We start from the raw sequence: 14,128 nt of genomic DNA on the forward strand, positions 1-14,128 counted from the left end.
CGTCTGCCTGCGCCGGCGGTGGCGAGACAGGCCACGTTCACATGAAGTTGCGGGTGTGCAGCGCGGAGAGCGCGGTCGCCTCGTCGGCCGGGAAACCGATGTATTCGAGCCGCCGGCGGCGACCCTCGTCCATCGCCTGTTGCAGGCGGAGCACCTCCTGCCAGCCGTGGCTTATCGCTGCCGGCGTCCAGGACCCGGCGGCGAGGACGACCAGCGCGTCGAAGACCTGTTTGTTCAGCCCGGCCGTGTCGGCGAGGGCGGCGTGACGTCGCTCGACAGCCGTACGCAGCCGGTGCAGGAAGCCCTGGTCCGCCCGGACCACATGGGCGGTGTGCGCGACCCCGAAGGCGACGTGTCGGGCCTCGTCGCGGGCGGCGAGTCGGGTGACGTCCGCGGTGACCCGGTCCGGGGCATGCCGGTGCAGGAAGTGCAGCAGGTCCAGGAAGCTGCCCTCGCCCAGGACGGAGAGGAGGAACGAGGCGAGGGTGAAGTCGGGCTCCTCGATCAGGGTCTGCAGCGACGCCCGGCCACCGGCGCCGGAGAGCCCGAGCACGTCCCGGTTGAGCAGGGCCCGCCGACTGAAGATCTCCACGTGCCGCGCCTCGTCCGCGGCCTGGGCCGCGAGCAGCTGCATGACCTCCCGGAAGTGCGGATGCAGCCGGGACAGCAGCCGGGCCGGGATCATCAGCGCCGCCTGCTCGTTCTCGACCAGGTAGGTCATCACCTGGACGACGGCGTCCTCGACGTGCTCCGGCAACGACCCGGCCGCCGCCCAGTCCACTGCGGTCGCCGGATCCCACTGGTTCGCGGTGGCCTGGGCGTAGAGGCGAGGTGCGAGGTCGGCCCAGACCAGGTCGCGGTCGACCCAGTCGACCGCCAGGGCGGGGCCGCCCGGCTCCACCAGCGCGCCTCGGGCGGCCAACCCCCAGTGGCGGCTGGCGTGCGCGACGACGTCGTTGGCCGTCGCGCCGGCCCGCTGCGCGTCCCGCCAGCGGTCCAGATCGGCGTGGCCCCGGATGATGGTCGGCCCCTCGACCGCCGGGTCGAGCCGGTGCCCTTCGGCGCGGCACCAGGCGGCCAGGTGCACGCCGAGCGCGGGATGTCGGCCGCGTACCACCAGCCGGTCACCGGGCGTCAGCCCGGCCAGCGCCCGCTCGACCAGGAGGTGACCGCCGGAGTCCAGACCGAGATCCTCAAGGTCGATAGTCGGCGGCACCGAGTGCTCCCCGGGGATCGTAGAAGTCGGTCTCCGTGACCGCCCTGTCCAGCGCCGCGTAGCGGTCCGTCCGGCCGGGCAGCCACTGCTTCAGCCCCTCCAGGTCCAGCAGCGGCCGGGCCGAGTCGTCCGCGTAGGACATGCCGAGCAGCAGCTTGCCGAAGTGGTCGACGAGTGCCGGGTCGGCGGCCGGCCCGGCGGTCAGGTTGCAGTGGTCGTACGGCGCCGTCTGGGCGAGGACCCGCACCGATCCCGCCGGCAGCGTGCCCTCCCGCCCGAAGAGCAGCAGGTTCGCGTCGAGCAGGCAGGCCGCGTCCGCGCGCCCGGCGCGCAGCGCCTGCGCGGCGTCCCGCTCCCCGCCCACATGGTCGCCGTGCAGGCCGACCCCGACGTCGAACCGGAGCAGCTCGATGTCCACCTTCGGGTCCAGGCCGGCGGCGCGCAGCAGCGCCAACGGCAGCAGGGTCGCCTGCGGCGAGTCGACCGCACCGGTGGCCACCGTCCGGCCACGCAGGTCGGACAGAGTCTGATGCGCCGAATCGGCTCGCACCACGACGACCGAGGTGAGGTCGCGATCCGTGTCGCGCATCGCGATCGGACGTACCGTCGTGTCCTGCGCGCGAGCCAGCCGCTGGGCGCGCAGCCAGGCCAGGGGAGAGTTCCAGGCCAGGTCGATCCGGCCGGCCAGCAGCTCCTCGACCTGCCGCTCGTACTGCGAATAGAGGACGTAGTCCAGGTCGAGGCCGCGGTCGCGGAACCAGGACCGGAAGCCGGTCCAGATGGTCACGACCTTCGGGTCGTAGGCGACGGCGCCGAGCAGCAGGGTGTGCCTCACGCGTCGGCTCCGTCCAGCAGCGGCAGGCCGCACAGCGCCCGCCCGACGAAGTCCAGCAACGCCGGCGTGGTCGGCGCCATCACCCGGGCGGCCCGGGAATCGCGGAAGCGGCGTTCGATCCCCAACTCCTTGCGGAACGCGGCGCCGCCGCACGCCGTCATCGCCAGGTCCGCGACCTCGGCGGCACCGCCGTCCGCCGCCGCCTTGATCTCCAGGACGAGCAGTTGCGCGTCGTCACGTCCCTGGGCCAGTGCGGTCAGGGTGGTGTCCAGGAGCGCCGCGGTGCGATCGGTCTCGATCCGCATCCGGGCCAGGATCGCCCGGGACTCCGGCTGCCCGGCGAGCGACCGGTTCAGGTGCTGCAGCCGGGTACGGGTCAGATGCTCCGCCGTCTCCCGGGTCACCGCCTGCATCAGTCCGATGCTCGCGGCGGCGTTGAGCAGCAGGAAACAGGGCAGCACGGCGGTGAGCGCGAGGTCCAGGCCCGCGCCGTCGGGGCCGAGCCGGGCGCTGGCGGGCACCAGCAGACCGTCGGCGGTGACCGGGCGGGAGTCGTTGCCGCGCAGTCCGAGCCCGTCGAACTCCGGGCCGATGGAGAGTCCCGGCGAGCCGGCCTCGACCAGCCACAGCGACATCGGCCCGGCGGCGGTGAGCGGCCGGCTCGACCAGACGTAGCTGTCCGCCTCGCCGGCCGAGGTGACCCAGCTCTTCCGGGCGTCCAGACGTACCTGCCCGCCGTCGTCGGTGGCCGTGCTCACCGGCGCCCAGAAGTGGCTGCGTGATCCGGCCTCGGAGAAGGCCAGCGTGCTCAGGTGCCGTCCGGCGGCGATCTCGCGCAGCACGTCGCCGGAGTCCGTGGCGGTCAGCGCGGCCACCGCGCTGTAGTGCATCAGGGTGACCATCGCGGTCGACCCGCAGGCGGTCGAGAGTTGCCGGATCACGTCCGTGGCCGCGCGGAGATCCTGCCCGCCGCCGCCGTGTTCGCTCGGCACCGTGAGGGCGAGCAGGCCGACGTCCGCCAACGCGTCGACGGCCTTGCGGGGAAAGGCGGCGGACCGGTCGACCTCCAAGGCCTGGGGTACGACGATCTCCTCGATGATCCGACTCAACGACTCGTGATGTCCCATTGTCTTCCTCCCCAGATGCAGAGTGAACCGACCTGTGGTGGTGCCAGTGGCCTGGGAATCCGGGTGGAACGGGTGACTGCGCCCACCGGTTCGGTGGGGGTGTCCGGTGTGAAGTGGCTCGGAGAGCGGAAGCGGCAGACGGCGCCGGAGGCCAGGTGCTGAGTGGGTGTACTGGCTGGGCAACAGCGTAGTTACGGAACGCGACGACCGGAAGAGGCTCCCATCGATCGGTCATCGTGCCAGCGCCCGCCGCGGCAGCGAGCGGGCCACCCCGGCCTAACCGGCCGCTGACGTCGCGGCGAGTCAGCCGGCCGGGACCCGCTCGGCCGGCTGGGCGGGTGGGCGTACCAGCAGGTCCGATCGTCGGGGCAGCAGGAGCGGGGTGGCGAGCAGGAGGACGCCGGAGAGCGCGATCGCGGCGAGCGGGCCGACGAGCGTGGCGAGCAGGCCCCAGATCACCATGAGGGTCGCCTGCGTGAGTCTGCTGCTGACGCTCCAGGTGGTGAGGACCTGGGCGGCGCGGTCGGCGGGAGTCCGTTGCAGGCGTTCGGTGGCGTGGATCGGGTTGAAGACGCCCATGCACGTGATCAGCAGGCCCTCGACGACGATCACGGTGAGGAGTCCGCTGAGGCCGGGCTGGAGAAACGCGAGGCCGAGCGGGAAGAGCGACCGCAGCCAACCGGAGACGGTCATGACGCGGTACCGGCCGTGACGCCGCACGAGGCGTGCGCAGAGCCGGGCCCCCACGAAGCCGCCGAGTGCCGGGAGGCCGAAGGCGAGACCGTACTGCCAGGCGGGGAAGTGGTACTCGCCCAGCAGGAGGAGGGCGAGGAGCGGGGCGGTGGCCATGATCAGGCCGCCGACCAGAGTCGAGTTGAGGAACAGTCGCCGTAGTACGCGGTCGCGCAGGATGAACCGCCAGCCGTCGAGGAGGTCGGCGCGGCGCAACCGGGTCGCCGGGTCGCGGGGCGTCGCGACGTCGCCGCCGCGGATGCGGAGCACCCCGAGCGCGGAGAGCAGATAGCTGATCGAGTCGGCCAGGATGGTGACGACCGGGCCGAGCAGCCCGCTGAGCGCGCCGCCGAGGGGCGGTCCGGCCGCCGTCGCCACCCAGCTCGTGCCCTCGAATCTCCCGCTCGCGATGAGGAGGTGATCACCGCGGACGAGGTGTTTCAGGTACGCGCCGGAGGCCGCGGCGAAGGTGATGCTCGCGGCCCCGGAGACGACCGAGACGACCAGCAGTTGGCCGTAGGAGAGCGAGCCGAGGAGATACGCCGCCGGGACACTCGCCATCGCCAGGAACCGGGCCAGGTCCATAGCGATCATCACCGGACGCTTGGGCCGGTGCTCGACCCACGGCCCGAGCGGGAACGCGATGATCGCCGCGACGGCGAGCCCGGCGGCCTCCAGGAGCGAGACCGCGAAGGCCGATGCGTGCAGCTCCCGGACCGCGATGAGCGGGAACGCGCCGAAGGCGATCCACGTGCCGTAGGTGCTGACCGCGTAGGCCGACCAGAGCCAGCCGAAACTGGCGCCCAACTTTACGCGCACGTCGCCTCCGGGGACAACTGATGGTGGTGTCCCTGCATCAGATCGGCCGGGAAAGCGCAGGGTCAAACAACCGCTCCACGGCGAGCCACAACGATCAGTTGGGCAGGCATAGGCTGGGCTGGTGGATACCGAGGCGGTGCGATCGTTCGTCCGGGCGGCCGAGTTCGGGCAGTTGCAGCACGCGGCCGACGAGCTGGGCGTGACCCAGCAGGGGATCTCGAAGCGGGTCGCCGCCCTGGAGCGGGAGCTGGCGGTGCGGCTGTTCACCCGTACCGCCCGGGGGGTCGAGCTGACGCTCGACGGTCAGGCGTTCCTTCCCCATGCGCGGAGCATCGTCGCGGCCGTCGATCGGGCGGTCACCGCGGTCCGGCCGGGCTCGCGGGCGCTTCGGATCGATGTCCTCGGCCTACGGAGCGCGCAGGCCGTCGTGCTGCACGACTACTGGCGGTCGCACCCCGAGACGGAGCTCGACGTGGTGACGCTCAGGGTCGACGACCCGCACGTGGTGGCCGCCGCCGTGCGGGCCGGCGAGATCGACGCCTCGTTCCGAACCGTCACCGATCCGGCCACGCTCCCGCCCGACGTACGGATGGTCCACGCCTTCGACTCGCCGCTGGAACTCCTCGTCGGCCCCCGGCATCCGCTCGCCGCCGCACGAACGGTGACCCCACGCCAGCTGCGCGAGCGTCGGATCTGGGTGCCGGGCATCGTGCCTCGGAGCGAGTGGGCGGAGTTCTACGACCAGCTCGCCGCCGCCTTCGACCTGCGGATCGACGCGGCGGGCCCGAACTTCGGCACCGAGGTGCTCCTCGACGCCCTCGCGGACTCCGCCGACGTGGCCACCCTCGTCGGCTCGCGCGACCGGTACCTCTGGCCGGCGAGCCACGACCTGCGCCGCATCCCGATCGTGGACCCGGCGCTCGTCTACCCGCTCTCGCTCATGCTCCCCGAAACGGATCCGCATCCGGGACTTCGGGCGATCATCGAGCACTTCGCGAGCCTGACCCCGATCCCCGAGACGGCCTGGCTCCCTGCCTGGGCGGCGGCAGCACGCCGCAGCGCCGACGAGATCGCGGACACCCGCCGCTGACGGGCGGGCCGCGCGTCAGCGACCGGAGCGCTCGGTCTCCAGGAAGAGTCCGAGGGCCTCCACGACCAGGCGGTGGTCGTCGAGTTGGGGCAGGCCGGAGACGGTGACGGTGCCGACCGGGCCGGTGCCCTTGAGGATGATCGGGAAGCAGCCGCCGTGCGCCGCGTAGCGGGCCGGATCGAGGTGGGCCTGCTCCTCGAAGGTGGTGCCGCGGTCGCGGAAGCTCTGGCCCACCCGGTAGGAGCTGTGCCCGAACCGGCGTACGACCCGGATCTTGCGTTCGATCCAGTCGTCGTTGTCGGCGGAGGTGCCGGGCAGCGCGTAGTGGAAGAGCTGGTGGTCGCCGAGGCGGATGTCGACCGTGATGGCGTGGCCCCGTGCCCGCCCCAGCTCGACCAGGCGGGTGCCCAGGGCCCACGCGTCGTCGTGGTCGAAACGGTCGAACTGGAGGCGTTCCTCCTGCTCCTGAAGCTCTGCCATCACGGTGTGCCGCTCCCTTCCTCGTTCGTCACAGCGATCTAAACAGAGCGGAAGCCGGCGAGGCGCCACGGTGTGCCTACCGCAACAGCTCGGCGGCGGGCCCGGCCGTGACGCGCCGGCGCGTGCCACCACGGATGGCATGGGCGGCACCCGGTCGGGTACGCGACGACGATGCGCGTCACCAAGTACCTGCACTCGTGCCTGCTCGTCGACACCGGCGCCGCCCGGCTGCTCATCGACCCCGGCCGGTTCACCTTCGTCGAAGGCCAGGTCACCCCGGAGGACTTCGGTGACCTCGACGCGATCGCCGTGACCCACCACCACCCCGACCACGCCGACCCGGACGCCCTGACCGCGATCACGCGACGCACGGGGGCGCCGCTGCTCGGCAACCGGGAGAGCGCCGAACACCTCGCCGGGTACGGCCTGACCGTCACCGTGCTCGAACCCGGACGGCACCACGTCAACGGCGTGACCATCGACGCGATCCGTGCCGACCACGAACCGGTGCTCGCCGACGAGACCCCCGCCAACACGGCGTACCTCGTCGATGGTCGCGTCCTGCACTGCGGCGACTCCCTGCACCCGGTCCTCTTCGCCCACCGAGGCGTCGACCTGCTCGCCGTGCCCGTCCTGGGCCCGTACCTGACCGAGCGACTCGTCGCCGGCTTCATCGCCCAGCTCCGGCCCGCAGCCGTCGTCCCGTTGCACGACGGCTACGCCAAGGACTTCTTCATCACCCAGCGTTACGACACCTACCGCCCCTACGTCGAGCAGCTCGGCATCACCTGGCACGACCTGATCAGGCCCGGCGACACGGCGACCCTCTGACCGGCGGGCCTACGGCATGACTCCGCAGAGCGCGTCCAGCGCGCCCGCCCACGCGCTGTCCGAGGGGGCCGCGTAGTTGACCACCAGCCCGTCCGGCTCGGCCGACCGCCAGCCCGGGTCGGCCAGTTCGTGACGGAAGTCGGCCATCGGGGCCACCGCCAGGCCCCGGTGGGCCGCCGCCTGGACCACCGACGCCTCGGTGCCGAGCGGGAGCTCGAGGACCGCCTGCAGCCCGGCCGCCATCCCGGTCACGCGGACGCCGGCCGCCCGCTGGGCCAGCGCCGCGACCAGCTCGTCCCGGCGGCGCCGGTAGCGCACCCGCATCGAGCGCACCTGACGGTCGTACGCGCCGGAGGCGATGAACTCGGCGAGCGTCAGCTGCTCCACCGCGCTCGACATGTAGTCGATCTCCCCCTTGGCGGCCACGATCTCCGGGACCAGCTCCTTCGGCAGCACCATCCACCCGAGCCGCAGCGCGGGCGCCAGCGACTTGCTCGCCGTGCCGAAGTACACCACCCGCTCCGGGTCCAGGCCCTGCAGCGCGCCCACCGGCTGGCGGTCGTATCTGAACTCGCCGTCGTAGTCGTCCTCCAGGATCAGCCCGCCCGTGGCGCGGGCCCAGTCCACCGCCGCCGTGCGTCGCTGCGGGGTCAACGCGACCCCCGTCGGGTACTGGTGCGCCGGGGTCAACAGCGCCGCGCCGACCCCGCTCAATCCCGCCAGGTCGTCGGTGCGCGCGCCGTGCTCGTCGACGTAGAGGGGTGGGATCCGCAGGCCGGCGCTGGTCAGCAGGTCGCGATAGACGTCGAGGCCGTACGACTCGACGGCCAGCGCCGGGACCCGCCGCGCCCGAAGCACCTGCGCCATCAGCGTCAGACCGTGGTGGAAACCGGCACAGATCACGATCCGATCCGGCGTCGCGTACACCCCGCGAGCCCGCGCCAGATAGTCCGCGAGGGCGGTACGCAGCTCCACCCGGCCGTGGGCGTCGCCGTAGCCGAAGGCGTCGTTCGGGGCCGTCGTCAGCGCCCGGCGGGCGGCTTTGAGCCACTCCGCGCGGGGAAACTCGGCGAGGGTCGGCGTACCCGGCAGCAGACCGTACGTGGGACGGCGCTGGGCGGGCCGGGCGCGAGCGGCGGCGGGCGCCGCGCCGCGCGGTTCGGCCCGCTTGGCCACCCGCGTTCCGGAGCCCTGTCGGGCGGTGAGCCAGCCCTCGGCGACGAGTTCGGCGTAGGTGTCGGCGACCGTGTTGCGGGCGATACCGAGATCGGCGGCGAGTGAGCGGGACGACGGCAGCCGGGTGCCGGGCACCAGACGTCCGCTGCGGATGGCCTCCCGCAGGGCGTCGGTGAGCCCGGCGCGCAGCCCGGAGCCGGTCAGGTCCAGATGCAGGTCGGCACCGGAGACCGACGGGGCGGAACTGGACCAGGAATCTGTCACGGAAGTGGACCGTATCGCAGTGCCACCGGCGACGTAGCGTTGCCGGCATGACGATCAACGACGGCGTGGAGCGAACTCTGCGCTCCGACGCCCCGCACACCCTCGGGGCGTGGCCAAGATGACCGCCGCTACCTTCCGCGCCCTGCACCAGAACCGCGCCAACGGTGACCCGCTCGTCCTGCCCGGACCGTGGGACGCGGCGAGCGCCCGGGCCTTCGTCGAGGCCGGCTACCCCGCGTTGGCGACCCCGAGCGCCGGGATCGCCGCCTCGCTCGGGTACGAGGACGGCTCGACTCCGCCCGACGAGATGTTCGCCGCCGTGGCGAGAATCGCCCGCGCCGTCGCCGTCCCGGTCTCCGCCGACGTCGAGGGCGGGTACGGACTTCCGCCCCGGGAGCTGGTCGGGCGGCTGCTGGACGCGGGTGCCGTCGGCTGCAACCTGGAGGACTCCGTGGAGCACAGCACGCTCAAGGATCCCCAGTGGCACGCCCAGTGGCTGGCCGAGGTGCGGGCGGAGGCGGGTGACGACCTCTTCATCAACGCGCGCGTCGACACCTTCCTGGTCGGGACGGGCGACCCGGATGACGCCGTGGCACGGGCGCGGCTGTACGCGGCCGCCGGCGCCGACTGCGTCTACCCGATCATGGCGCCGGCCGAGGTGATCCCGCTGCTTCGGGCGGGCATCGAGGGCCCGCTCAACCTGGTGGGAACGCCGGAGAAGGAGGCGGTGGCCGAGCTGGCCCGGCTGGGCGCGACGCGCATCACCTTCGGTCCGCAGCTGCAGTGGCACGCGCAGAGGGCCACCGCCGAGCTCGCGGCGCGGCTACGCGGCTGAGGCCCAGCGCCCCGCAGCCGCCACTGGATCGGCGCTCCAGAGCCGCGACTGAGGGCGTTTGCGAGGCTGGCCGGGTCCGGGGTTTGTTGACGCGGACCGCGTCCAGCAGCGCCAGAAGTTGGGGGTTGTCGCCGGCCTTTGTCGGGGGTGAGCAGGATCGAGCTACCCACAAGAGGTTCCGTCTCGGCCTTGACCGCCGCGCTGCATAGGCTGGCGTCTCATCCGACGCACCGCGACGAGGATCAGCACATGTGCAGCAGCACCAGGATCCGCCTGATCGAGCCCACCGACGCCGCCCTGATCGCCGCGCATCGGGTGCGGGACTTTGAGGCTTTCCGGCAGTGGGAACCAGCCCAGCCGGCCGACTTCTTCACCCCGGAGGGCCAAGCGGAGCGGATCGACAGGCTGCTGGCCGGATACCGGGCCGGCACGGTCTGGCCGGGAGTGGTGCTCGCCGATGAGCAGGTGATCGGGCAGGTCACGGTCGGAGGCATCCTGCCTCAGCCGCACCTGCGCCGCGGCTCCGTCGGATACTGGATCGCCACCGTCGCACAGAACCAAGGGCACGCCGGGCGCGCCGTCGGGCTTGTACTCCGGGTGATGACGGACGAACTCGGGTTGCATCGCGCCGAGGCGTCCACCGATCTGGAGAACCTGCCGTCGCAGCGGGTGCTGCGCCGCAACGGGTTCAACCCGTACGGTGTCGCGCACTCCTCGATTCTCCTCGACGGGAGTTGGCGGGACGGGTTGCTGTGGGAGCGGGTCCTCGGCGACTAGGTTCTGCCTGGCGGATCATGAGTCTGGCCCCATGATCGGCAGGACACGTCCTAGCCGAGAAAGGTCAGCAACTGCCGTGCGGTCTCCTCCGGGGCCTCCTCCGGAATGAAGTGTCCGACCGGCACCGGACCGCCGCGGACGTCGTCGGCCCATTCTCGCCAGATGGCGAGCGGATCGTCGTAGAGCTTCGCGACCGCACCGTGCTCGCCCCAGAGGAAGAGAACGGGGCAGGTGATCCTCCGCTCGCCCCGGTCAGTCTCGTCGTGCCGGTAGTCGACGCTCGCGGCGGCCCGGAACTCCTCGCAGATCGCGTGGACGGTCTCCGGGTCGCCGAACTTCGCGACGTATTCGGCGCGCACCTCGGCGGGGAAGGCGTCCTTCACCGTCGGCCAGTTGTCGAGCATGAAGTCGACCAGGACGGCGGGGGCGGCGCCGATGAACCGCTCCGGCACCGGCTCGGGCGCGGCCAGGAAGGACCAGGCCCAGTAGGCGAGGCCGAACTCCCGGTCGGCGCGGTTCCACGCGTCGCCGCCGGGAATGACGTCCATGACGGCCAGCCGCAGGACGGCGTCCGGCTCGTCAAGGGCGAGCCGGTAGGCGCACCGCGCTCCACGGTCGTGGCCGACGAGCCGGAACCGGTCGTAGCCCAGGCTCCGCATCACCTCCAACTGATCGCGAGCCATCGCCCGTTTGCTGTAGGGCTCGTGGCCGGCGGTGCTGGCCGGCGTGCCGCTGTCGCCGTACCCACGCAGGTCGGTGGCGACCACGGTGTACCGCTCGGCGAGGTGCGGCGCCACGTGACGCCACATGAGATGCGTCTCCGGTATGCCGTGCAGGAGCAGCACGGGCGGCCCGCTGCCGCCCCGGCGTCCGTGGATCGTCGCGCCCGAGGTGGTGACGTCGAACTCCTCGAATCCGTCGAACACGAGCAGGTCCCCTCCGGTGTCTCCTGAATGCTCCCGTCCCGGCCTCGCGGCCCCCGGCGCAGCGGCGGGTGAGGGGTGTGCCGGCGGCGAGGCGAGACGACCAGCGGATCGCAGGCCCGGGAGCGATGGAGCGAGGCGGACGGGCAACCGGAGCGCGGCTGCCCGCCTCGTTGTTCGACGTTACCAACGCCGGCCGTGGCAGACAGGGCTTCTCGCGCGCTGCAACCTCGGCCGCCGAGGTGGGGAGGGGCGCCGGCCGGATCACCAGCGGGTGCGGACGCGCCAGCGGGTGCGGTACACCGGCCGCCCGTAGTGCGGGAGGAAGGCGATCGCCACCATCGCGCCGGTCGTGATGGCGGCGACCGCGAGCGGCGGTAGCTCCCGCAGGGCCGGTGCCGCGAGCGCCAGGACGACCACGCCGAGCGGCAGCCGCCACAGCATCGCCCGGAACACCACCAGCGCGTATACGCTGCGTCCGGCGAGGAAGACCGCCGGACCGGCGACCACGATGGCCAGCTCCGTGACGGTCGTCTGCCCCAGGGGATTCATGGCGACGATGTCACCACCGGCGGCGATCAGCACCACGCCGGAGACCATGACCAGATGCGCGTACGCCGCGACCAGGGCGAGCCGGCCGGGATTGCGGGACTCGTCGATCCCGGTGGCGAGGTGGTCGGCGACGTAGACGATGTAGATCCGCCACATCGTCACCGTCATGACGAAGAGGAGGACCACCCCCATCGTCCGCAGTGACACGAACGGCGGGTCCCCGTAACGCCGCACCCCGACCAGGACGATCTCGCCGAGCGCGACGATGAACATCTGCCGGTAGCGCTCCGACAGGTGCTCGCCGGCCACCCGCAGCTCCTCCGTGGTCGCCCGCCCGAGTCTCGGCAGCGGATATCCGAAGAAGCCGACCGCGAAGTCCGTCATGACCGCCACCCCCCAGAACACCAGCCGGACCCCGCTGGGCAGGAACGCGCCGACCACCCACAGCACACCGGTGGCGCAGAACCAGATGAGCACCCGCATCGGTCGCGCGCGCAGCGCGTGACCACGCAGGGCGGTGACGAGGATGAGCCCGCGACAGAGGTGCAGGCCCACGTACGCCCCGGCGAAGGCGATCCCGCTGGCGTCCTCGAAGGCGCTGCTGACGGCGAGCGACATCAGCAGACCGCCGAAGAGTACGAGCAGGACGATGAGCTGGACCAGTGGCAGGCCGGGGTCGTACCAGTCGGTGGTGTAGGCGGTGACCGTCCAGACCCACCAGACGGCGGCGAGCAGGACCATGGTCTCCAGCGCGTGGTTCCAGCTCAGGTTGCCGGTCAGTCGATCGGAGAGCCGGGTGAGGGCGACGATGAGGCCGAGGTCGAAGAGCAGCTCCAGGTAGGAGATCCGGCGGGGGGCGTCCGGACTGCGCAGAATCCACCCCGACCGCGCCTGTGCCACCGCCTCCTCTTCCGGTTTGTCCCGTTCGAACTTCGTACCATGCCGAACCAGGCGTGGCGGGACCTTTGCCCGCACAACCGGACATGACCGGCGTGAACTCGAGAAACCCACGCATTCAGCCGCCGGGGGCTCGGTCAGTCGTCCTGCTGCGGGCCCAGCCGGCTGATCTCGTACCCGTCGGGGTAGCTCCTGGTCGTGATCCCGTCCGTGAACAAGGCGGTCGTCCGCGGCTTGCCGAACCAGCGCTGCGACCGGGAACGGCCCGTCAGCACCAGGTGCAGGCCGGCTCGGACGGGCCAGGCCGGCCGAGCGACCTGCGTCGCCTCCCGCAGCCGCTCGTCGTAGAGGGCGGCGACCATCGCGTCGCCCAGCGGCGCGAGCGCCCGGGGGATCCGGGCGAGCATCAGCATGCGGGTGGCCCGCTCGACCGCCGCCGCATGCTGGTTGGGCCGCAGATGCGCGGCGTCGTGGACGTCGAACCAGGTCTCGAACGCCTCGTAGGAGTCGGGGATGCCGGTGATACCCATCCGGCGGCCGAGCTCCCCGTAGAAGCGGTGGGTGGCGCGCAGCTCGTGGCAGCACGGACGGCGCCAGCCGTAGCGCTGCAGCCACCGGGTGGGGATCACCACCAGGCAACCCAGGACGTAGAGGTAGTCGTCGTTGCTGATGTCGTACCGGCGGTGGATCTGGTTGACCCGGCGCAGGGCGTCCCGGCCGCGCTGCTCGTCGAAGCCGTTCAGCACCATCTCGTACATCAGGATGCCGGTGTCGTCGATCCGCTTCTGCGTACGCTCGGTCAACTCCCCGGTGACCGCGTGCACCGCGGCGATCGACGGGAGGGAGAAGGACCGGTTGAACGCCAGGTTGAGCCCCAGCTTCAGGTCCCACGGGAACTCGTACCGCAACATCGCCTGGTAGATGGCCAGGTGGTCGTGCTCCGGATCGAGTGCGCGGATGCGAGCGAGGTTGGCGTAGCGGGCTCTCATCGGTGGGCAGCTCCGATCGGTGGTCACCGGGTAGGGTTTCGACGCCGCCCGCCATCATGCGGCAAGCGGTCAGAAAAAAGTTCCGCCGGTGATGTCGAGAACCGGTGCCCGGCTCCGTCCCCGCTGTGAACGCGACGAGAATGGGTCGCACCAGCATCGAGGAGAACCACGATGGCCAAGTACCTGCTGCTGAAGCACTACCGTGGCGCCCCGGCCGCCGTCAACGACGTGCCGATGGACCGGTGGACGCCGGAGGAGATCTCGGCGCACGTGCAGTACATGAACGACTTCGCGGCGCGACTCGAGGCCAACGGCGAGTTCGTCGACGGCCAGGCGCTCGCCCCCGAGGGGACGTTCGTCCGGTACGACGGAGAGGGGCGACCGCCGGTCACCGACGGCCCGTTCGCCGAGACCAAGGACCTCATCGCCGGCTGGATGGTGATCGACGTCGACAGCTACGAACGGGCCGTCGAGCTCGCCGGGGAGCTCTCGGCCGCCCCGGGGGCCGGCGGGAAGCCGATCCACGAGTGGCTGGAGCTGCGTCCGTTCCTGACCGCGTCGCCCAACGTCGCGGACTGCCACTGA

At 71.9% G+C, this 14,128-nt stretch carries 14 protein-coding genes; 5 read left to right on the plus strand and 9 right to left on the minus strand.

What is annotated here, in order from left to right:
- Positions 1 to 37: 37 nt before the first annotated feature.
- The 4 genes from D7147_RS05800 to D7147_RS05815 form a co-directional block, all read right to left on the minus strand.
- The gene (locus tag D7147_RS05800) at positions 38 to 1,216 is read right to left on the minus strand and encodes a ferritin-like domain-containing protein (RefSeq protein WP_120674374.1); all 1,179 of its coding nucleotides are present in this window, start codon (positions 1,214 to 1,216) and stop codon (positions 38 to 40) included.
- A complete protein-coding gene (locus D7147_RS05805; RefSeq protein ID WP_120674376.1) occupies positions 1,194 to 2,051 on the minus strand; it encodes a phosphate/phosphite/phosphonate ABC transporter substrate-binding protein in 858 nt (285 codons plus the stop codon). The genes D7147_RS05800 and D7147_RS05805 overlap by 23 nt, the downstream gene beginning before the upstream one ends.
- Entirely contained in the window at positions 2,048 to 3,178 is a 1,131-nt protein-coding gene (locus tag D7147_RS05810; protein ID WP_120674378.1) for an acyl-CoA dehydrogenase family protein, read from the minus strand. Before D7147_RS05810 ends, D7147_RS05805 begins: the two co-directional genes overlap by 4 nt.
- Positions 3,179 to 3,481: 303 nt before the next feature.
- The gene (locus D7147_RS05815) at positions 3,482 to 4,729 is read right to left on the minus strand and encodes an MFS transporter (RefSeq protein ID WP_120674380.1); all 1,248 of its coding nucleotides are present in this window, start codon (positions 4,727 to 4,729) and stop codon (positions 3,482 to 3,484) included.
- 121 nt (positions 4,730 to 4,850) lie between these two features.
- Between D7147_RS05815 and D7147_RS05820 the strand changes: the two genes are divergently transcribed.
- Positions 4,851 to 5,819 carry a LysR family transcriptional regulator gene (locus D7147_RS05820; RefSeq protein WP_120674382.1) on the plus strand — a complete coding sequence of 323 codons (969 nt, stop codon included), beginning with the start codon at positions 4,851 to 4,853 and terminating at the stop codon, positions 5,817 to 5,819.
- Between the two features lie 15 nt (positions 5,820 to 5,834).
- Here the strand turns inward: D7147_RS05820 and D7147_RS05825 are convergent, their stop codons facing one another.
- Positions 5,835 to 6,299 carry a heme-degrading domain-containing protein gene (locus tag D7147_RS05825; RefSeq protein WP_120674384.1) on the minus strand — a complete coding sequence of 155 codons (465 nt, stop codon included), beginning with the start codon at positions 6,297 to 6,299 and terminating at the stop codon, positions 5,835 to 5,837.
- Between the two features lie 171 nt (positions 6,300 to 6,470).
- On the opposite strand from D7147_RS05825, the gene D7147_RS05830 reads away from it, so the two are divergent.
- On the plus strand, positions 6,471 to 7,130 hold the full coding sequence (locus D7147_RS05830) for an MBL fold metallo-hydrolase (RefSeq protein WP_120674385.1): 660 nt from the start codon (positions 6,471 to 6,473) through the stop codon (positions 7,128 to 7,130).
- A gap of 9 nt (positions 7,131 to 7,139) precedes the next feature.
- Here D7147_RS05830 and pdxR read toward each other — a convergent pair whose 3' ends face one another.
- Complete coding sequence (gene pdxR / locus D7147_RS05835) at positions 7,140 to 8,570, minus strand: MocR-like pyridoxine biosynthesis transcription factor PdxR (RefSeq protein ID WP_120674387.1); 1,431 nt, start codon at positions 8,568 to 8,570, stop codon at positions 7,140 to 7,142.
- A 118-nt stretch (positions 8,571 to 8,688) separates the two neighbouring features.
- On the opposite strand from pdxR, the gene D7147_RS05840 reads away from it, so the two are divergent.
- Together D7147_RS05840 and D7147_RS05850 are read left to right on the plus strand one after the other, a co-directional pair.
- Complete coding sequence (locus D7147_RS05840; RefSeq protein ID WP_120675239.1) at positions 8,689 to 9,405, plus strand: isocitrate lyase/PEP mutase family protein; 717 nt, start codon at positions 8,689 to 8,691, stop codon at positions 9,403 to 9,405.
- Between the two features lie 249 nt (positions 9,406 to 9,654).
- Positions 9,655 to 10,182, plus strand: coding sequence for a GNAT family N-acetyltransferase (locus D7147_RS05850; RefSeq protein ID WP_120674389.1), 528 nt, complete (start codon positions 9,655 to 9,657; stop codon positions 10,180 to 10,182).
- 50 nt (positions 10,183 to 10,232) lie between these two features.
- Here the strand turns inward: D7147_RS05850 and D7147_RS05855 are convergent, their stop codons facing one another.
- The 3 genes from D7147_RS05855 to D7147_RS05865 form a co-directional block, all read right to left on the minus strand.
- Positions 10,233 to 11,108: an alpha/beta fold hydrolase gene (locus D7147_RS05855; protein WP_120674391.1), complete on the minus strand. Its 876-nt coding sequence runs from the start codon at positions 11,106 to 11,108 to the stop codon at positions 10,233 to 10,235.
- 261 nt (positions 11,109 to 11,369) lie between these two features.
- Positions 11,370 to 12,557 (minus strand): low temperature requirement protein A, encoded by a 1,188-nt coding sequence (locus tag D7147_RS05860; protein ID WP_158609291.1) that lies wholly within the window; start codon positions 12,555 to 12,557, stop codon positions 11,370 to 11,372.
- A gap of 134 nt (positions 12,558 to 12,691) precedes the next feature.
- Positions 12,692 to 13,543 carry an oxygenase MpaB family protein gene (locus tag D7147_RS05865; RefSeq protein WP_120675241.1) on the minus strand — a complete coding sequence of 284 codons (852 nt, stop codon included), beginning with the start codon at positions 13,541 to 13,543 and terminating at the stop codon, positions 12,692 to 12,694.
- Positions 13,544 to 13,714: 171 nt separating this feature from the next.
- Here D7147_RS05865 and D7147_RS05870 point away from each other — a divergent pair, with 171 nt between their 5' ends.
- Positions 13,715 to 14,128 (plus strand): YciI family protein, encoded by a 414-nt coding sequence (locus D7147_RS05870; RefSeq protein ID WP_120674395.1) that lies wholly within the window; start codon positions 13,715 to 13,717, stop codon positions 14,126 to 14,128.

This window comes from Micromonospora musae (genome assembly GCF_003626545.1).
GTDB lineage: Bacteria > Actinomycetota > Actinomycetes > Mycobacteriales > Micromonosporaceae > Micromonospora > Micromonospora musae.